General features: G+C 70.1%; 17 protein-coding genes. 8 read left to right on the top strand and 9 right to left on the bottom strand.

Features of this window, described 5'->3' with window-relative positions; translation table 11 throughout:
* Entirely contained in the window at positions 1-336 is a 336-nt protein-coding gene (locus tag ABTX24_RS20455; protein ID WP_350842151.1) for a DUF1048 domain-containing protein, read from the bottom strand.
* Between the two features lie 142 nt (positions 337-478).
* Positions 479-1,774 carry an HNH endonuclease gene (locus tag ABTX24_RS20450; RefSeq protein WP_350842149.1) on the bottom strand — a complete coding sequence of 432 codons (1,296 nt, stop codon included), beginning with the start codon at positions 1,772-1,774 and terminating at the stop codon, positions 479-481.
* Positions 1,775-2,220: 446 nt separating this feature from the next.
* Here ABTX24_RS20450 and ABTX24_RS20445 point away from each other — a divergent pair, with 446 nt between their 5' ends.
* Complete coding sequence (locus ABTX24_RS20445; RefSeq protein ID WP_350842147.1) at positions 2,221-2,553, top strand: type II toxin-antitoxin system PemK/MazF family toxin; 333 nt, start codon at positions 2,221-2,223, stop codon at positions 2,551-2,553.
* 23 nt (positions 2,554-2,576) lie between these two features.
* On the opposite strand, the gene ABTX24_RS20440 is transcribed toward ABTX24_RS20445, so the two are convergent.
* Positions 2,577-3,071 (bottom strand): hypothetical protein, encoded by a 495-nt coding sequence (locus ABTX24_RS20440; RefSeq protein WP_160021906.1) that lies wholly within the window; start codon positions 3,069-3,071, stop codon positions 2,577-2,579.
* Positions 3,072-3,168: 97 nt separating this feature from the next.
* Between ABTX24_RS20440 and ABTX24_RS20435 the strand changes: the two genes are divergently transcribed.
* From ABTX24_RS20435 to ABTX24_RS20420, 4 genes are read left to right on the top strand one after another with little or no spacing between them, the layout of a single operon-like run.
* Entirely contained in the window at positions 3,169-5,454 is a 2,286-nt protein-coding gene (locus ABTX24_RS20435) for an HAD-IB family hydrolase (protein WP_350842145.1), read from the top strand.
* An 11-nt stretch (positions 5,455-5,465) separates the two neighbouring features.
* Positions 5,466-6,656, top strand: a complete 1,191-nt coding sequence (locus ABTX24_RS20430) for a zinc-dependent alcohol dehydrogenase (protein ID WP_160021914.1) — start codon at positions 5,466-5,468, stop codon at positions 6,654-6,656.
* Between the two features lie 16 nt (positions 6,657-6,672).
* Entirely contained in the window at positions 6,673-8,253 is a 1,581-nt protein-coding gene (larAH, locus tag ABTX24_RS20425; protein ID WP_350842143.1) for an NPN-dependent hydroxyacid isomerase, LarAH14/15/16 family, read from the top strand.
* Entirely contained in the window at positions 8,250-9,182 is a 933-nt protein-coding gene (locus ABTX24_RS20420) for a lysophospholipid acyltransferase family protein (protein WP_350842141.1), read from the top strand. Before larAH ends, ABTX24_RS20420 begins: the two co-directional genes overlap by 4 nt.
* 3 nt (positions 9,183-9,185) lie before the next feature.
* Here the strand turns inward: ABTX24_RS20420 and ABTX24_RS20415 are convergent, their stop codons facing one another.
* Both ABTX24_RS20415 and ABTX24_RS20410 read right to left on the bottom strand, forming a co-directional pair.
* Positions 9,186-10,268, bottom strand: a complete 1,083-nt coding sequence (locus tag ABTX24_RS20415) for a baeRF2 domain-containing protein (protein ID WP_160021920.1) — start codon at positions 10,266-10,268, stop codon at positions 9,186-9,188.
* A gap of 43 nt (positions 10,269-10,311) precedes the next feature.
* Positions 10,312-10,746, bottom strand: a complete 435-nt coding sequence (locus ABTX24_RS20410; protein ID WP_350842139.1) for a hypothetical protein — start codon at positions 10,744-10,746, stop codon at positions 10,312-10,314.
* A 150-nt stretch (positions 10,747-10,896) separates the two neighbouring features.
* Here ABTX24_RS20410 and ABTX24_RS20405 point away from each other — a divergent pair, with 150 nt between their 5' ends.
* Together ABTX24_RS20405 and ABTX24_RS20400 are read left to right on the top strand one after the other, a co-directional pair.
* Positions 10,897-11,268, top strand: coding sequence for a hypothetical protein (locus ABTX24_RS20405; RefSeq protein WP_160021924.1), 372 nt, complete (start codon positions 10,897-10,899; stop codon positions 11,266-11,268).
* Between the two features lie 7 nt (positions 11,269-11,275).
* Positions 11,276-12,148 carry a serine/threonine-protein kinase gene (locus tag ABTX24_RS20400; RefSeq protein ID WP_350842137.1) on the top strand — a complete coding sequence of 291 codons (873 nt, stop codon included), beginning with the start codon at positions 11,276-11,278 and terminating at the stop codon, positions 12,146-12,148.
* A gap of 70 nt (positions 12,149-12,218) precedes the next feature.
* Here the strand turns inward: ABTX24_RS20400 and ABTX24_RS20395 are convergent, their stop codons facing one another.
* Genes ABTX24_RS20395 through ABTX24_RS20385 form a run of 3 tightly spaced genes read right to left on the bottom strand, consistent with a single transcriptional unit; the run spans position 12,219 to position 14,561 of the window.
* Complete coding sequence (locus ABTX24_RS20395; RefSeq protein ID WP_160021928.1) at positions 12,219-12,884, bottom strand: response regulator transcription factor; 666 nt, start codon at positions 12,882-12,884, stop codon at positions 12,219-12,221.
* Positions 12,869-14,326 carry a sensor histidine kinase gene (locus ABTX24_RS20390; RefSeq protein WP_350842135.1) on the bottom strand — a complete coding sequence of 486 codons (1,458 nt, stop codon included), beginning with the start codon at positions 14,324-14,326 and terminating at the stop codon, positions 12,869-12,871. The genes ABTX24_RS20395 and ABTX24_RS20390 overlap by 16 nt, the downstream gene beginning before the upstream one ends.
* On the bottom strand, positions 14,295-14,561 hold the full coding sequence (locus tag ABTX24_RS20385; protein WP_160021932.1) for a small secreted hydrophilic protein: 267 nt from the start codon (positions 14,559-14,561) through the stop codon (positions 14,295-14,297). The genes ABTX24_RS20390 and ABTX24_RS20385 overlap by 32 nt, the downstream gene beginning before the upstream one ends.
* A gap of 104 nt (positions 14,562-14,665) precedes the next feature.
* Between ABTX24_RS20385 and ABTX24_RS20380 the strand changes: the two genes are divergently transcribed.
* On the top strand, positions 14,666-16,207 hold the full coding sequence (locus ABTX24_RS20380; protein WP_350842133.1) for an AMP-binding protein: 1,542 nt from the start codon (positions 14,666-14,668) through the stop codon (positions 16,205-16,207).
* Between the two features lie 17 nt (positions 16,208-16,224).
* Here ABTX24_RS20380 and ABTX24_RS20375 read toward each other — a convergent pair whose 3' ends face one another.
* Positions 16,225-17,922 (bottom strand): phytoene desaturase family protein, encoded by a 1,698-nt coding sequence (locus ABTX24_RS20375; protein ID WP_350842131.1) that lies wholly within the window; start codon positions 17,920-17,922, stop codon positions 16,225-16,227.
* Positions 17,923-17,947: the final 25 nt, after the last annotated feature.

The following is a 17,947-nucleotide window of genomic DNA, read 5'->3' as shown; positions in this document are numbered from 1 at the left end:
TCATGCCAGCTTCGAGGCGACCTCGTTGAGATTCGCGCGGAGCTTGGCGCGGTAGGCGTCGTGCTGCTCGGGCAGCCGGGCGTCGCAGAAAGCGGCCAGGTCGGTCCCGGTGACCTCGATGACCGGACGTCCGGCGGCGGCCTCGGTCTCGAACAGGTCGAGGATCTCGCGCAGGACCTCGACGATGTCCATGCCGTCGCCGGCGGTGAAGCGCCACATGTAGCTCTTCATCTCCCCATAGACGGTGCGGTAGTCCGCGGGCAGTGCGGCGGCGCGGGCTTCCATCCGCTTCCAGTCCTTCTTGTCACCTACGAGGCGGCTGAGGATGTTGTTCATGGTGATGCTCCCTTTGGGTCGGTTCGGTGTGTTTCCCGGCCTTGTTTGGGGCCGTGGAAGAAGCGTGCAGCCCTGACGTAGCGTCAAGGTCAAGCACCGCTCCGAAGAAAGTTCTGCCGTGCCCGGGACCCTGGGTGCTGCTTCAGGCGGCGAGGGTGTGTTCGAGGAGTACGTCGCGCAGTCCGAACTCGGCTCGGGACCAGGTTGGTGGGGGTTGTGCCCAGGTGTCGGGTGGCGGGCTGGTGTAGGTGTGCCCAGTGGGTGTGGTGGTGATGATGCTGCCGTCGGGTCCTGGTCTGGCCTGCCAGCCGAGGGCTTCCTTGGCCTGGTTGCACCTCTCACACAGACCCTGCAGGTTCTCTGCGCTGGTTTCACCGCCGTCCGCGTGGCGTTCGACGTGGTCGATGTTGCGGATCGGGGCATCACAGCCGTTGGTCCGGCAGATCCCACCGTCGCGAGTCGTGATGAACTCGGCCAACCCCTCGGGTGCTTTCCTGGAGCGGGACTCCATCGCGACCAGCCGCCCGACCGGGTCGGTGAACAACCGCCGCACGAACACCTCGGCACCGGCGAGCGCTTCGCGGGCCCAGGTCGCGGGGACGGGTCCGTAGCCCTCGACCATGGCGGGCTGATCGTTGGTGTTGGCGAGGGAGTCGGCGGTCATCACGATCTTGACCTCGATCCTCGGCTTGCCGCCGGCCTCAGCGCGGCCGGTGATCCGGTCGACCAGGGTGTCGGCCATGACCTGACCCCGGGTGCGTTCGTCCCCGGCAGCCGCAGCAGCCTTGGCGGCCTGATCGAGTGCAGCGAAGACCGCGACCCCGTCCTTGACCGGCAACAACGCCCCGAGCCAGGTCATCGTGTCCGGTGCCGGCCGCAGGCTGACCCGACGGTCTTTCTCCGCGTTGGCGGCGCGGGCGACGACGGAGGCTTGGTCGAGGGTGATGGCGAGCTTCTTGGCGGCGTTCTCGAGCTGGCGTAGCCCCATCGACACCGCCCGAGCAGGTTCACCGCCCGGCCCGGTGGCACAGAGCTGGTGGTCGATGACCATGCGGTCGTCGAGGGAGAGGCAGGCGGTTTCGCGGGCCAGGATGGTGGCTTGCCATTGGGAGAACAGCCCCGCCTTCATCAACGCGAAAGTGTGCGGCATCTCCGCGATCAAGACCTTCGCCAACCCCAGCAGCTTGGCGCCCCTCTCCGGCGAGACCCGCCGCGCCAACGCAACCTGCGAAGCGACCCCTTCACCGAGCTTGCGGGCGGGAAGGCCGGCCTCGGCCCGGCGGACCCGGACGGCCTCGTCGAGACGTACCGCTGCTTCGGCTTGGACGGCCTCGGCGGTGCACTTGACGGCTTCGAGACGCGCGATCCAGTCGACCAGCTCACCCTCGGACGCACCCGTAGGCGGCCCAGCAAGGAGGCGGTCGATGGTCTCGTACATAGTCCTTATTATATGCGAACGAGCATCAGCCAGCGACCTATTTAAGCAGTTCAAACCCATGTTAAGCGGTCAGCGAACAAGTACTGTGAACTCCGCGCCACTCTCTCGCCGCCGCCCCGATACAGGCGAAATCTTTCTCGATCGAGTGCCGAGTCAAGGATGGCCGAAGGCCACCGCGCAGCGGCGCCCGAAGGGCGTCCTTGACGCGGCGCACGATCGAGAAACACTCAAAGCAAGGGTCGGCGGCGAACCTTTGAAACGAAGAACAGTCGCTAAGCGAGCCTTCCCCGAGAAGCGACCGTGTTGGTCTCGACACGCCTCCGCCTAGCGGCTCCGGCGGCTCGACCAGCGGAGCAAGCCGGCTCAACCAGCGGACCGGCCACCTAGTCCCAGCAGATAGGGTCACGCCAAGACCTGCGGCATGCCGTCGTACGTCAGGAGGACATGTGCAACGTGGCGAAGTCTGGTGGGTGGAGTTCGACGAGCGACGCCCGGTGGTGCTGCTGTCGGACGAGGATGCGTCCGGGATCCAGGTGATGCAGGTCGTCGATCCGGCAGGTGTCGACATCACCGGTCTGGCCGTCGAAGTGGCAGTAGGCGCCACGGAAGGACTGCCCAGTGAAGGCGTGCTCCGGTTCGCGCTCCCGCGCCCGGGTGTCACCCCTTGCACATGGCTGACGACGTTGTCCCGCGACGACCTGATCGAACGAGCAGGCGCCCTGTCCGCCGCGAAGCTCGATGAGCTCGACGACGCCCTCCGTCTCGGTGGCCTCGGGTAGACGGCGGTTCTCGAACAGCGGAGTCAGTCCGCAACCATCTCGACGAGCCGTCCCATCGCACCGAGCTCGGCGTCGTGAACCCCTTCATCAGGAACGATGACGAGCGACCACAGCCGACTCCCGACAGCAACATTGCCGACCACGAGATCCCCGTCGTCGTGCGACTCGATACACACGAACGCCCGGTCCCCGATCTCGACCGGCGCCGGAGAGGCGATGCAGTCCTCCCTGCTGGCGGAGAGCCCAGCGGAGACGGAGGTGTCGACCAGAGTCGTCACGAAGATCGCGCCCCGGTCGCTGGTGTAGGTGCAGACGTCCTCGTCGGCGGTATGCGACCAGGAGCCGGGGATGGCGCTGGCGACCTGACCGGGCTCGAAGAGACAGGGTCCGGAGGCTTCGACGGGGGAGGAGGTCGAGGGACTCGGGCCAGGACTGCTGGTGGTGGGCTCCCCCGAGCCGCAGCCGGTGAGAGCGGTCGCCGAGAGGACGGCTGCGACGCTCAGCAGCTTCCTCGACACGTACGGCTCCTCGGGTTTCGGGGGTTCCACGCAGTTTCTCAGGTCGAGCCCGGAAAAGGAGTCACGGGGGTTGCCTCGACCGGGCACAATCGCATCCGTGACCTCTGACCTGGCGCAGGGAAACCATCATCGCGACGACACTCGGGCCTCCATTCGGGAACGGCTCGCGGGGCAGCATGTGCTGCTCACGGGAGTGACCGGGTTTGTCGGCGAGGCGCTGCTGCATCTGATGCTGACCGAGGTGCCGGACGTACGTCTCAGCGTCCTGGTCCGGCGCAAGGGGTCGACGTCGGGGGCGGACCGGATCGCGAAGATGCTGACCAAGCCGATCTTCGCGTCCGTCTCGGACGCGGAGGTGAACGTCGTCGAGGGCGATCTCTCCGCACCGCCGGAGCTGCCGGACGATCTCGACGCCGTGGTGCACTCCGCGGGCGATGTCTCCTTCGACCCGCCGGTCGACGAAGGGTTCGTCACCAACGTCGTCGGCGTCCGCGAGCTGCTCAAGCGGGTCGAGGAGACCGGGCGCGACATCCACTATCTGCATGTCTCGACGGCCTATGTGTCCGGGCGGCGAAGGGGCCACATCCCCGAGGGGCCGGTCGACCACGCCGTCGACGTGGACGCCGAGCTCGCCTGGGGGCTGGCGCAGCGCGCGGCCGTCGAGGAGCGCTCGCGCAGCGTCGAGGTGATCTCCAGGCTGCGCAAGCAGGCGGAGCGGGAGCACGGACGTGCCGGTCTGATGACCGCCGCCGCTGCCGCAGAGGAGGCGCGCAAGAAGTGGGTGAAGGACGAGCTCGTACGCCTCGGCACCGAGCGGGCGCGGTCGCTGGGCTGGACCGATGCCTACACGTTCACCAAGGCGCTGGGCGAGCGGGTGGTCGAAGCCCACGCCGCAGCCGGGCACCGGGCCACGATCTACCGCCCGGCGATCATCGAGTCGGCCGTCTCCCGCCCGCATCCGGGCTGGATCGAGGGCTTCAAGATGGCCGAGCCGCTGATCCTCGCCTACGGGCGCGGCGAGCTGCCGCTCTTCCCGGCGGCCGCGGACACCCCCGTCGACATCGTGCCGGTCGACCACGTCGTCGCCTCGATCGTGGCGTGCCTGGCGCACCCGCCCGAGCCCGGCGACCCGGCCTACTTCCATCTCGCCTCCGGCGACCGCAACCCGGTGACCTTCGGGATGCTCTATGAGACCGTGCGGGCCTACTTCTCCAAGGAGCCGTTCGCGGCGGGAGACCGCGGCGCGGCCCGGCTGCCGGAGTGGACGTTCCCCGGAGGCGCCTCGGTCGAGCGGATGATGGTGACCGGGGAGCGGGTGCACAAGATCGCCGACCGGCTGCTCGGGCTGGCCCCGCGCAGCGACCGCACCCGCAGCTGGGCGCGCGACCTCGACCGGCAGGGTCGGCGGCTGCAGTTCCTCCGTCGCTACCTGGACCTCTACAAGGAGTACGCCCAGGCCGACCTGCGCTTCGTCGACACCAACACGCTCGCGCTCTACCGGTCGCTGTCGCCGGCCGACCAGGAGACCTTCGCCTTCGACACCGGCGTGATCGACTGGCACGAATACCTCTACGACATCCACGTGCCGTCGGTGACCAAGCCGGTCCGTGAGCTCGACGAGCTGCGCAAGCTGCGGAAGAGGCCGGACTCCGGCCGGCTGCCGCAGCTCAGGGACGGGCGGGTCGCGGCCTTCTTCGACCTCGACGGCACCCTGATGTCCTCCAACGTGATCGAGACCTACCTGTGGCTGCGGCTCGGTGAGCTCTCCGGCACCCAGAAGGCAGCCGAGATCGCCCGGATGGCGAGCAAGGTGCCCGGCTACGTGTGGGCGGACCGCACCGAGCGCGGCACGCTGCTGCGTACGGTCTACAAGGAGTACGCCGGTGCCCGGCTCTCCGAGCTCGACCAGATCGTCGACGAGCACCTGACCACGCACATCCTCGGGCGGCTGGCCCCGGACGCGGTCCGGCGGATCCGGGAGCACCGGGCGGCGGGACACGTGACGGTGCTGGTCACCGGTGCGATCCGGCCGCTGACCCGGCCGCTGATGCCGCTCTTCGACCACATCGAGGCCGCCGACCTGGCCGTCGACGACCGCGGGTTCTGCACCGGCCACCTGGCCGCGTCGCCGTTGGTCGGGGAGTCGCGAGGAGCGTTCGTCCGCGAGTGGTCGCGCCGCGAGGGCATCTCACCGTCCGACTGCTTCGCCTACGCCGACTCCCACTCCGACCTGCCGCTGCTCGCGGCGGTGGGGCACCCGGTGGCGGTCCGGCCCGACGTACCTCTCTTCCGCCACGCCAAGAAGTCGCACTGGTCGATCGTCGACTGGGAGTCGCCGGGCCATGCGAGCAGGACGCTCGACCCGGCCGGGCTGCACCGATGAGGAGGGCCTGAATGCTTGCGCTCGAGATGTACCGCAGCGTCGCCAAGACGGCGCTGGGGAAGGTCGCCGGCGGGCGGCTGCCGCTGCTGCTGACCGGGGCCGCGGCGCCGCTGCGGATGGTGACGCTCGATCCGCCGAGGGTCGAGCACGACGGATGGGCTCGGCTGCGGGTCTCGCTGTCCGGCATCTGCGGCTCCGACCTGGGGATGCTGTCGGGCAGAACGAGCCTCTACTTCCAGCCGCTGGTGAGCCTTCCGTTCGTGCCCGGCCACGAGATCGTGGGCGAGCTGCTCGATCCCTGCGGCGACCTGGCGGCCGGGACCCGCGTGGTCGTCGACCCGGTCCTGACCTGCGCCGCGCGCGGGCTGGAGGCGTGCGAGGCGTGTGCGCGGGGCGAGACCAACCGGTGCTCCCGGATCACCGTCGGCGACATCTCCTCCGGGCTGCAGACCGGGTTCTGCCACGACACCGGCGGCGGCTGGTCCCAGCAGCTCTCGGTGCACCGCTCCCAGCTCCACGTGGTGCCCGACGGCTACTCCGACGAGCAGGCGCTGCTCGCCGAGCCGGTCGCCTGCGCGGTCCACACGGCGCGAAGGGCCGCGGTCAAGCCCGGTGACCGGGTGCTCGTCTCGGGCGCCGGGGCGGTCGGGCTGCTGGCCACGCTGGCCCTGCGCGAGCTCACCGACGCCGGTGAGATCCTGGTCGTCGCCAAACACGCTCATCAGCGCGAGCTGGCGCTCGAGTTCGGCGCCACCGAGGTCGTCGCGCCGTCGGAGACGCTGCGCAGGATCAGGCGCGCGACCAGCGCGTTCATGCTCGAGCCGGAGATGCTCTCCTCGCCCTACCTGCTCGGTGGCGTGGACGTGACCGTCGATGCGGTCGGCTCGAAGGAGTCGCTGCAGACCTGCCTGCACGCCACCCGCGCGGGTGGACGCGTGGTGCTCTCCGGGATGCCCGCCTCCGCCGATCTGTCCGCGGCCTGGTTCCGAGAGCTCGAGGTGGTCGGGACGTACGCCTCCTCGCGCGGCTCCGGCGACTTCGCCACCGCCCTCGACCTGGTCGGCCACGACGCCATGTGCCGGCTGGCCAAGACCGTCGCGCCCTACCCGCTCCACCGCTGGCGCGAGGCCCTCGACCATGCCCATTCAGCCGGTCGGCTCGGCACCGTCAAGGTGGCGTTCGACCCCAGACGTACGTCTTGAAGAAGGAGAGTCATCGATGACACGGCCAGGTTTCGTGCTGGAGGTCGACGACCGTACGCCGCCCCTGCTCGTCCACGAGGGGCTCGGGTTCCGGCTGGAGGAGTTCCCGCAGGGCACTCGGGTGGTCTACCCGCCCGAGTCGCTGCCGACGGTGCCGGACGTGGAAGCGGCGATCAAGGAGTCGCTGGAGAACCCGGTCGACTCCGAGCCGTTGCGGGAGCTGATGTTCCCGGGGATGCGGCTGACGATCGCCTTCGACGATCTCTCCCTGCCGCTGCCGACCATGAAGGCGCCCGACATCCGGGGCCGGATCATCGAGCAGGTGCTCACGATCGCGGCCGAGAAGGGCGTCGACGACGTCGAGATCATCGCCGCGCTGGCCCTGCACCGCCGGATGACCGACGCGGAGATGAAGCACATCGTCGGCGAGCGCGTCTTCCGGAGCTTCGCCCCGCAGGGGCTGCTCTACAACCACGACGCCGAGGACCGCGCCAATCTCGAGCACATGGGCGTCACCGAGAAGGGTGAGGACGTCGAGATCAACAAGCGGGCGGCCACCTCCGACCTGCTGATCTACGTCAACGTCAACCTCGTCGCGATGGACGGCGGCCACAAGTCGGTCGGCATCGGGCTGGCGTCCTACAAGTCGATCAAGCACCACCACAACGCCAAGACCATGGTCCACTCGCGCAGCTTCATGGACCACAAGCACTCCGAGATGCACTCCTCGGCCTGGCGGATGGGCCGGCTGATCGGGGAGCACGTCAAGGTCTTCCAGATCGAGACGACGCTCGACAACGAGGTGTTCGGGAAGCCGTACGACACCCTGCTCAAGCGCGAGTGGGAGTGGTCGCTGCGCGACCAGGCCACCGTGCTCGGCCTGCGCCGCGGGCTGGCGGTCGCGCCGCAGAAGATGCGCCACAAGATGTTCCACGACCTGCGGTCCAACTACGGGCTGACCGGGATCACCGCCGGCGCCGTCGAGCCGGTGCACGAGCTGACCGTGCAGCGCGTCCACCAGCAGCAGCGGGTCAAGGTCGAGGGGCAGTCGGATGTGATGGTGATGGGGGTGCCCTATCTGGGCCCCTACAACGTCAACTCGACCATGAACCCGATCCTGGCCGCCTGCATGGGGCTGGGCTACTACTTCAACTCCTACCTTCGGCAGCCGGTCGTGCGCGAGGGCGGTGTGGCGATCCTCTACCACCCGCTCGACGAGGGCTTCAACACCCTCACCCACCCCTCCTACGTCGACTTCTACGAGGAGGTGCTGGCCGACACGACCGATCCGGCGCTGATCGGGCCGAAGTTCGAGGAGCAGTTCGCCACGGACCCCTGGTACGTCCACCTCTACCGCACCTCGAACGCCTACCACGGCGTCCACCCGTTCTACATGTGGTACTGGATCGCGCACGCCCTCGACCACCTCGGCGACGTGATCTGGGTCGGCGGCAACCCCAAGGCCGCGGCGCGGATGGGGTTCCGCTCGGCAACGACCCTGCGCGATGCGCTCGAGATGGCGAGCTCGACCGTCGGCCCGTCGCCGTCGATCACCTACCTGCGCAACCCTCCGCACCTGCTGGCGGACGTCCGATGAGCGGATTCTGGAAGGAGACGGCCCGCGACGTACGGCTCTTCCAGCGGGGCTGGCGATGGGGTCACCGGGCGCAGGTGCCGCGGTCGGCGGAGCCGTTCGTACCACCGGCGACGACGACGGTCTTCGACAACGAGTGGTCGCGCAAGCCGGCCGCGCGGGCGGTCAGAGAGGTCGCCCAGGCTGGGCTCGAGGCGGTCTTCCGGTCGCAGGTGAAGACCCAGGTCGAGGGGCTGGACGTGCTCGAGAGGCTCGACGGGCCGGTGATCTTCGTGGCCAACCACGCCTCCCACCTGGACACCCCGCTGATCCTGCTGAGCCTTCCGGACCGGTGGCGGCGGCGTACGGCGGTGGCGGCCGCGGCCGACTACTTCTTCGACACCTGGTGGCGGGCGGTGGGCTCCTCGCTGGTCTTCAACACGCTGCCGATCGACCGTCGCGGGGGCGCGCTCGCGAACGCGCCCGGTGAGGTGCTCGCCGACGGCTGGTCGCTGGTCGTCTTCCCCGAGGGCACCCGGTCCAAGGACGGCACCGTCGGCCGGTTCCGGTCCGGTGCCGCCTACCTGGCCATCGAGTACGGCGTCCCGGTCGTTCCGATCGCCCACCGCGGCACCTACGCGGCGATGCCGCGCGGGGTGAACTGGCCCGGCAAGGACAAGGCCGGGGGCCGCCGTCAGCTGACCGTACGCTTCGGGGAGCCGCTCCGCCCCGCCGAGGGCGAGTCGATCCGCGAGTTCGCGCCCCGGATCCGGACGGCGGTGGCGAGGCTGCTGGACGAGGACGCCACCGACTGGTACGCCTCGATGCGCCGCGCCGCCGAGGAGCGCACGCCCGACCCCGCCGGCGAGGAGATCGCCGAGTGGCGCAAGGTCTGGGCGGCCACGGAGTCACCCGACCCCGAGCCGGACCGGATCAGGGCCTGGCGCCGCTGACACTCAGGCCCAGCGCAGCAGCGCGGCGACGGGCGCGTCGCCGAGCACGCTGGCGGGCAGCACGCACACCTCCGCGTCGGTGAGGACCGCGGCGGCGACGAGCGCCTCGCCGGCCGGGACCGGACCGGAGACCGGGGCCTCGCCGAAGGTGAGGCCGGGATGGTCCGCCGGGTCGAGGGTGTGCCCGGCCAGTGCGCCGGGATCGATCAACAACGTCTCGACACGGCCGGTGACGAAGGCGTCGGCGACGTCGCGTACGCCGGTGGCCGCACGCTCGCCCTTGCCCCAGGCCTCCTCGAGCCGCCGCACCAGCGCGGTTCGGCGGCGTACGACCTGGTCCAGCACCGCGGTGCGGATCGCCTCGTCGCGAGCGTGGTCGCCGCCGTCCTCGGCGCGCTGACCGCTCGCCAGTTCGACCACCTCGGCCGGAAGGCCGGCCAGGTCCTCACGGAGCCTGCCGACCGTCGTCGGGTCGCCGCCGATGAGCACGAGCTCGTGGCCGTGGTCGCGGACCAGTCTGGTCACCTCCTCGGCGACCTTGTCGGCGTTGTGCCGCCAGACGTTGTCGGTGGTCTGCTGCATGCGGAAGGCCGCCCAGCCGACGTTGTCGTGGACCTTGTGGACGTGCTCGAGCTCGTCGCCCGCCACGGTGGTCGTGCTCGTGGGCTGCGGCAGTCCGGAGTCCCACAGCGAGATGTCGCCGCCGGTGTGGTCGGCCAGGACCAGCACGAACGGCATCGAGGCCTCGCGCGCGGCGATCCAGGAGCCGAGGTCGGGGAGCGCGTCCCAGGTCGCGACCGGGTTCGGGACCTCGGCTACGGCGACCTCGTCGTAGGCGATCCCCTCAGGCGTCGCGACGACGACCCGCGCGAGCGGGGCCGGCTGGCGTACGTTCGCCTCCAGCCGGTCGGAGACCTGGGCGACGACGCCCGGGGGAGCGCCCTGGGCGGAGAGCTTCTCGCAGGCGGCTCGCACCCGGAGCTCCTTGGCATGGGCCGCGTCCTCCGAGTTCTGGCTGACATCGGCCAGCACGGTGGCGTACGGCCCGGGTCGGGTCAACAGATTGGTGAATCCAGCGGTGTCCATATCGGTGTGGTACCCAGCCACAGGCGACGTCACACGGGTCGGATCAACCGGCTGCGCAGGTGACCTCGGTGACGTGCCACTCCTCGTCCTTGCCCTCGCCGGAGCGGGTGACCACGAAGGTGAACACGGACCGGCCGCCGTCGGGGGTCAGCTTCACCGTGGCGCCGGTCTCGGTGAGGTCGGTGGAGGTGATGCGTACCTTCTCCAGGTGACCGCGCGCGTCAGCCGTCTTCTCGGTGGGCGGGGTCTGGACGGAGGGACAGGCGCGCGCCCACTGCGCCACCAGCTCCGGCTTCGCCTCGACCGTGGTCCAGCTCGTGGTCCGCGCGAACCGACTGGCGGCCGTCTCGGACTGCTCGGTGGCGTGCTCGCGGAAGCGCGAGCGCGAGTAGCCGTAGCCGGCCACCGAGATCAGCACCCCGACCAGCAGCAGCACACCGACCTTGATCGCGATCTCGCGCCGCTCGCTGCTCTGCACGGGACGTTCCTATCACCACCGGCCCCAGGACCCGAACCGGCTCGCGGATGAGAGAGCTCTCATGGTCGTCTCACGATCACCTCACCGCGGGTCGAGATGGTTCTTGCATGGCGCCGGGAACACCCGGGGCAGAACCTGAAGGGACGAATGATGAAGAAGCTTCCGATGATCCTCGGCACCGGCCTGGTCGGCGTGGTCGCGGCCGCTGTGTTCAGCTACCAGAGCGCTGCCGCTGTCGACGACGACGGCTATGCCAAGCGTGAGGAGAAGTCCAACACCCAGGTGACCACCGTCGACGATGACGACGACAACGACGCCGACGACGTCACCCGCGACGCCGCCGGCAACGACACCGCGACCAACGGCACCGGTGTGACCCGGGCGACCAAGGACAACACCCGGGACAACAACACCCGCGACAACGTCACCCGCGACGTCCAGACCAAGGACGACAACACCAAGGACAACACGCGGGACAACAACACGCGCGACAACAACACCAACGACCGGACCCAGGGCTGAGTCGAAGATGACCGACACCTGGGACCTGGTCCAGGGTGACGCGATCACCCCCGAGCTGACCGCGATGCGGCTGCTCGGGGGCGGCTCGTCGTACGAGGCCTTCCTGGCCTTCGACGAGATCACCTACGGGCCGGTCGTCGCCAAGGTCCTGCGACCGAACCTGATCGAGAGCGAGACCAGCCGCAACGCGCTGCGGCGCGAGACCGACGCACTGACGCAGCTGCGTCATCCGGTCCTCGTCCGCGGCCTGCGCGAGGACCTCGACGGCGAGCGCCCATACGTCGTGATGGAGCACGTCGAGGGCCCCCGGCTCTCGACGCTGATCCGCCGCCACGGGCGCCTCCCGGAGCAGCAGTACCTGCCGCTGGCGCTCGACCTCGCCTCGGCACTGCACTATCTGCGGCGCTCCGGCTGGGTGCACCTCGACATCAAGCCGAGCAACCTGATCATGGGCTCGCCGGCCCGGCTGATCGACCTCTCCGTGGCCCGGCCGACCGCCGCGGCCGCCGCCCTACGCCACGAGATCGGCACCGACGCCTACATGGCGCCCGAGCAGTGCCTGCCCGGCGAGCGCGGCGAGGTCGGCCCGGCCAGCGACGTGTGGGCGCTCGGCGCGACCCTTTTCCACGCTGTCACCGGCGAGCGGCCGTTCCCTGCCGGTGACCCGGAGGCCGCGGACCGCACCGAGCGCTACCCGCAGCTCGTCTCCGGGCCCGGCGACCTCCCCAGGCGTACGCCGCCCGAGATCGTCAAGGTCATCGAGGCGTGCCTCGCCCCGGCCGCCGGCGACCGGCCGGCACCGGCGGAGATCGCCGAGACGGTCTCGCCCGCGCTGGAGCGGCTCCCGCGAGCCTCGCTGGGCGGCCTGCGGATCCACTGACCCTTCTCGATATCCCCTGCGGCTGAGGGCCCGGCGCTTGCCGGGTCCTCAGCCGTTCCCGGCACCGAGCTCAGGGCTGGAAGCGGTAGCCCATGCCGCGTACGGTCTCGACCCGGGACGAGCCCAGCTTCTTGCGCAGGTAGCCGACGTAGACGTCGACGACGTTGGAGCCCGGGTCGAAGTCCATGCCCCAGGCCAGGTCGAGCAGCTGCGCCCGGGAGAGGACCTGCCCCGGATGCCGCAGCAGCACCTCCGCCAGTGCGAACTCCCGCGCGGAGAGGTCGGTCTCGCGCCCGTCGACCCGCAGCCGCCGGGTACGCAGGTCCAGCGCCACCGAGCCGGAGCGGAGCTCGCCGACCTCGGCGTCGGTGTTGTCCTGCTGGCGCAGGCGTACGTTGATCCGGGCCCGCAGCTCGGCGAAGCGGAACGGCTTGGCGAGGTAGTCGTCGGCGCCGCCCTCGAGCGCGGAGACGGTGTCGTGCACCGAGTCGCGGGCGGTCAGCACGACCACCGGCATCCGGGAGCCCTGGGCGCGGAGTTGGTCGAGGACCTCGAAGCCGTCGATGGTCGGCAGACCGATGTCGAGCACCATCAGGTCGAAGGCGCCGCTCAGCGCCTCCTCGAGTCCCTCCAGCCCGTCGGCGACGGTGCTGACCTGGTGGCCGTCGGCGCTCAGGCCCTTGGCGAGGAAGGCCGCGATGCGGTCCTCGTCCTCGACGATCAGGATGCGGGCCATGCCTCTCCTTCGGTGCGTGCGGGCAGGGTGATCGTGAAGCGGGCGCCGGAGGGTGTCGCGTCCTCGACGCCTACGGTGCCGCCGTGGGCGGTGGCGATGGCCGAGACGATGGCGAGGCCGAGCCCGAGGCCCGGCCGGTCGCCGGAGCCGGTCTCGGCGCCGCGCGCGAACCGCTCGAAGATCCGGTCCCTGTCCTCGGCGGGCACGCCCGGCCCGGTGTCGCGCACCCACAGCCGCAGGGTGCCGTCGACGGTCGCCGAGCCGACCGCGATCCGGTCGCCGGGCGCGGTGTGTCCGGCGGCGTTGTCGCACAGCTGCAGCATCGCCTGGGTGACCCGCTGCGGGTCCAGGCGCCAGGTGCCTGGAGTGGCCGCGTCGAGGTGCCAGTCGCGGTCGGCCAGCGCGCTGGCCTTGGCCAGGATGTCCTCGGTGAGGGTGTCGACGTCGACCTCCTCCAGGGTGAGGAAGTCGGGCCGGTCGTGCTTGGCCAGCAGGATCAGGTCGCCGACCAGACGGCCCATCCGGTCGACCTCGTCGAGCGCCAGCCGCCGGGTCTGCTCGACCTCGGCCGGGTCGGACTCGTCGAGGAGCTCGAGGTGGCCCCCGATGATCGTCAACGGCGTACGCAGCTCGTGACCGGCGTCGTCGAGGAACTGACGCTGGTCGGAGAACGCCTGCTCCAGGCGGGCCAGCATGTCGTTGAAGTTCCTGGTCAGAGCTGAGATGTCGTCGTTGCCCGACTCGGGCAGCCGGGCCGAGAGGTCGCTGGCGTTGACCGCACCTGTCGCCTGCCGAAGCCTGGTCAGCGGGGCCAGCAGTCGCCCGGACTGCCAGGCCGCGACCACGGTGACGAGCAGGGCGAGGAGGGCGGCCACGATCGTGTAGGTCCGCATCGTGCTGCGCAGCTCGGCACGGTCCTCGTCGAGGTAGGAGACGACCAGCAGGGCGCCCTCGGTGGTGCCCTGGGCGTTGTCCTGCCGCACTGGCTGGCTGGTGATGCGTACCTCGCCGTCCGCGGTGTCGAGATAGGTCGTCCCGCCGTCGCGGACCACGTCGCGTACGGCGCTGCGGAACCGTGGCGACTCGACCAGCGGGTCCTCGGGGAAGTGCGCACGCGGCCGGCCGTCGACCCAGGCGACGAGGAGCTCGTCGTCGTCGGGGACGTTGCGGCTCAGGAACGTCCGCAGCAGGCCCTCCACGTCGTACGGTGCCCTGGTCTCGGGGTCGATGCCCTCGGTGCGCAGCCTGGAGAACTCGTCGAGCTCCTGCTCCATCTCGCGCGTGGTCGCGGCGTCGACCCGGCTGAGCTCGACGGCGTAGACGATGAGACCGGCGCCGGCCAGGGCGAGGGTGACCAGGAGGGCCACCGAGGCGGTGATCCGGGTGCGTACGGACAGCCCCCGGCGTGGGTCAGTCGTCGTCATGTCGGTCGTCGCGGTCATCGTCGTCATCATCATCGTCGACGGGACCAGGAGTGACGACCGGGACACTCGAAGGATCTGTGCTCGGAGACGATCCCGTGCTCGGCGCGGACGGCGAGACCGACTGCGAAGGCAGTACGACGGGCTCGCGGGGCGGCGGGTCGTTCTCGGAGGCTCCGGCCAAGGAGCCGGCCAGATAGACGCCGACAGCCACGAGGACGACCAGCGGGAGAAGGATCTTCAGGGTGCGCGACATGACCCTCCGATAGTGCCTGACCACCTGTCCGAAGTGGGGGTCCATGAGAGACCTCTCATCGATACAGTGATCCGGGTCACCACTTGCACCTGGAGGTAACGCCCGTGTTCGTCCCGTTCAGCGTCAACGACTTCATCGACCGTGCCGCATCCGTCTACGGCGAGCGGGTGGGCATCGTCGACGAGCCCGACCAGCCGGCGGCCTCCCTCGGGGAGGTGACGTACGCCGAGATGAAGTTGCTCGCGAAGCGGATGGCCGCGAGGCTCGACGAGCTCGGCATCGGGGTGGGGGAGCGGGTCGCGATCGTCTCCCACAACTCGGCGCGACTGCTGACCGCGTTCTACGGCGTCTCCGGCTACGGCCGCATCTTGGTGCCTGTTAACTTCCGTCTCCGTCCCGACGAGGTCTCCTACATCGTGGAGCAGTCGGGCGCCTCGGTGCTCTGGGTCGACCCGGAGGTCGACGAGGCGCTGAAGGACGTGACTGCCAAGCATCGCTTCGTGCTCGGCGACGACGCCAACCTCTACGCCGAGGAGGGGGTCGAGCCGACGCCGTGGGAGCCGGACGAGAACGCGACCGCGGCGATCAACTACACCTCCGGCACCACCGCCCGGCCCAAGGGCGTGCAGATCACCCACCGCAACATCTGGACCAACGCGCTGACGTTCGGGCTCCACGCCGGGCTGACCGATCGTGACGTCTACCTGCACACCCTGCCGATGTTCCACGCCAACGGCTGGGGGATGCCGTTCGCGGCGACCGGCCTCGGCATCAAGCACATCGTGCTGCGCAAGGTCGACGGGATGGAGATCCTGCGCCGCGTACGCGACCACGGAGTCACCTACATGTGCGCCGCGCCGGCGGTGGCGGCCGCCGTGCTCGACGCGCTCCCGCAGTGGCAGGCCACCGAGGGCGAGATCCCAGGACGGGACAAGGTCCGGATCATCATGGCCGGCGCTCCGCCGCCCACGAAGACGGTCGTCCGCGTCCAGGAGGAGCTCGGCTGGGAGTTCATCCAGATCTACGGCCTCACCGAGACCTCGCCGCTGCTGACCATCAACCGCACCCGTGCCGAGTGGGACGACCTCGACCCGATGGAGCGCGCCGCGAAGCTGACCCGCGCCGGCGCGCCGGCGATCGGCGTGAGCCTCGACATCTCGCCCGACAAGGAGGTCCTGGCCCGCTCCAACGTCGTGCTCGAGGGCTACTGGGAGAAGCCGGAGGAGACCGAGAAGGCTCTCGCCGACGGCTGGTTCCACACCGGCGACGGCGGCAGCCTCGGCGACGACGGCTATCTCACCATCTCCGACCGCATCAAGGACGTCATCATCACCGGCGGCGAGAACGTCAGCTCGGCCGAGGTGGAGGACGTCCTCTTCCTGCACCCCTCGGTCGCTGAGGTGGCCGTCATCGGCATCCCGAGCGAGAAGTGGGGCGAGACCATCCTCGCCCTCGTCGTCCTCGCCGAGGGCGCCCAGGCGACCCAGGAGGAGCTGATCGCCTGGTGCAAGGAGCGAGCCGCCGGCTACAAGGCGCCGACGGTCGTCGAGTTCCGCGACTCCCTGGCGCGTACGGCCACCGGCAAGCTGCAGAAGTTCAAGCTCCGTGAGCCCTACTGGGGTGACCGCGAGCGCAAGGTCAACTAGACGAGCTGGCGGGTCGCTCAGGCCGTCGCCCTGGGGCGACGCCGGGCGGCCCGACGGATCACCGAGCCCGGCTTCGAGGCCAGGAGCGGGTCGAAGTCGTCGGTGATCGGTGTCAGGTCGGCCTCGTCCACGAAGACCGCGCCGTCGCGTACCTCTGCGACGAGGTCGCGACCGAGCACGGCGCCGGCTGTGCCCATGCCGCCCCAGATCGTGGCGTTGATGCCGAACATGTGCTCCGTGCTGCCGCCGGCGAGGAACAGCCCGGGGATGTGGGTGGTGACCCGCGGCCGGAAGGGGCCGAGGTTCTTGATCAGCGGCGCGATGCCGTAGCAGGAGCCGTCGCTGGTCAACGTGAAGCGCTCCTGGGTGATCGGCGTGGAGGCCTCGCAGAAGACCATCCGCTCGCGGATGTCCGGGATCATCAGCTCGGCGGTGTCGAGCACCCGCTGGGTCAGCTGCTCCTTGAGCTGGAGGTAGCGCTCGTCACGGCCGTACGACGCTCCGTCGGTGGGGTCCTCGGAGACGTTCCAGAACTCGTGTCCCTTCGGTGCCCAGCTGACCAGCTCGAGCGTGGAGTACCCCGCCGGCGCCGAGTGCGTACCCTCTGGATCCTTGGCGGTGGGGCAGCTGATCCCGACGGGCATCTGCTCCGGGCAGCGGCCCGCCTCGACCTCGCGGTAGTAGGCGTCGACGTCGTTGGTGGGCCACACCCACGCCAGCGGCGGCGTGCCGCGTTCGCGCAGGTCGACGTCGAGAGCGACGTAGACCGCGAACATCGGCAGCGTCATCTCGAGGTCCTTCAGCCGGCGGCGCAGGCGGCGGGTCAGGTGCTCGTCGCCGACCAGGTCGGCCCAGGTCCTCTTGAAATCCGCGGCGGAGACGACGACCTCGGCGCGGATCTCCTCACCGTCGGCCAGACGTGCGCCGACCGCCCGTCCGTCCTCGATGAGGATCCTCTCGACCCGGGCCTTGGTGCGCACCCGGCCACCGTGCGTGGTGATCACGTCGGTGAGGTGGGCGCCGATGACCTGCCCGCCGCCGCGCGGGTAGTAGGCGCCGGCCTGGAGGTAGTGGTGGAGGAAGCCGGCGTGCATCGCGGTGGGCGTGCGGTAGGGCGGCCAGGTGTAGTCGCCGTTCTCGGCGAGGATCACGGCCTGCGCGTCCGCGCTCAGGCCGCAGGCGTCCATCAGCTTCGTGATCGGCCGGATGCCCCAGCGCAGCAGGTGATAGGGGCGCAGCCGCGGCTGCTCCCCGGCGGCGATGATCCGCATGATCCGTACGCAGCGGCGGAGCCCGGCCTCCTCGCTGGGGAAGGCCGCGATGAGCCGGTCGAGGTAGGTGTCCCAGCCCGTCGGTGTCTGGAAGGTGGTGCCGGGGATCATCACCTGACAGTGGCCCTCGGGTCGCTGGCGCAGCCACTTGATCCGTTCGGTCAGTGCGAGGCCGGACAGCGCGGTCTGCATCCGACCGCCGGGGCCGCACTCGCCGACGTAGTGGGTGCCGACGTCGAACTCGAACTTGTTGCCTGCCCGGCGGAAGACCTGGGTGCTGCCGCCGACGACCTGGTTGGCCTCGAGCACCAGGACCCGCTTGCCGTTGGCGGCGAGGTAGGCCCCGCAGGTGAGGCCGCCCGGCCCGGCGCCCACCACCACGGCATCCCAGGTGTGGTCGTCGGCCTCGTGGCCCGGAGTGGGGGGTGCTGCAGTCTGGGTCATCGCCGGCCGCTTTCGGAGCAGTGAT

Origin of the sequence: Nocardioides sp. NPDC127514, assembly GCF_040302125.1 — a bacterium.
Classification (GTDB): domain Bacteria; phylum Actinomycetota; class Actinomycetes; order Propionibacteriales; family Nocardioidaceae; genus Nocardioides.
The sequence above is the reverse complement of the archived record's forward strand: the minus strand, read 5'-3'. Positions and strand labels throughout refer to the sequence as shown.

Bases quoted from the DNA above. Each gene is read 5' to 3' on its own strand.
- ABTX24_RS20455 (WP_350842151.1), bottom strand. From the start codon at position 336: ATGAACAACATCCTCAGCCGCCTCGTAGGTGACAAGAAGGACTGGAAG.
- ABTX24_RS20450 (WP_350842149.1), bottom strand. From the start codon at position 1,774: ATGTACGAGACCATCGACCGCCTCCTTGCTGGGCCGCCTACGGGTGCG.
- ABTX24_RS20430 (WP_160021914.1), top strand. From the start codon at position 5,466: ATGCTTGCGCTCGAGATGTACCGCAGCGTCGCCAAGACGGCGCTGGGG.
- larAH (WP_350842143.1), top strand. From the start codon at position 6,673: ATGACACGGCCAGGTTTCGTGCTGGAGGTCGACGACCGTACGCCGCCC.
- ABTX24_RS20420 (WP_350842141.1), top strand. From the start codon at position 8,250: ATGAGCGGATTCTGGAAGGAGACGGCCCGCGACGTACGGCTCTTCCAG.
- ABTX24_RS20415 (WP_160021920.1), bottom strand. From the start codon at position 10,268: ATGGACACCGCTGGATTCACCAATCTGTTGACCCGACCCGGGCCGTAC.
- ABTX24_RS20405 (WP_160021924.1), top strand. From the start codon at position 10,897: ATGAAGAAGCTTCCGATGATCCTCGGCACCGGCCTGGTCGGCGTGGTC.
- ABTX24_RS20400 (WP_350842137.1), top strand. From the start codon at position 11,276: ATGACCGACACCTGGGACCTGGTCCAGGGTGACGCGATCACCCCCGAG.
- ABTX24_RS20395 (WP_160021928.1), bottom strand. From the start codon at position 12,884: ATGGCCCGCATCCTGATCGTCGAGGACGAGGACCGCATCGCGGCCTTC.
- ABTX24_RS20390 (WP_350842135.1), bottom strand. From the start codon at position 14,326: ATGACCGCGACGACCGACATGACGACGACTGACCCACGCCGGGGGCTG.
- ABTX24_RS20385 (WP_160021932.1), bottom strand. From the start codon at position 14,561: ATGTCGCGCACCCTGAAGATCCTTCTCCCGCTGGTCGTCCTCGTGGCT.
- ABTX24_RS20375 (WP_350842131.1), bottom strand. From the start codon at position 17,922: ATGACCCAGACTGCAGCACCCCCCACTCCGGGCCACGAGGCCGACGAC.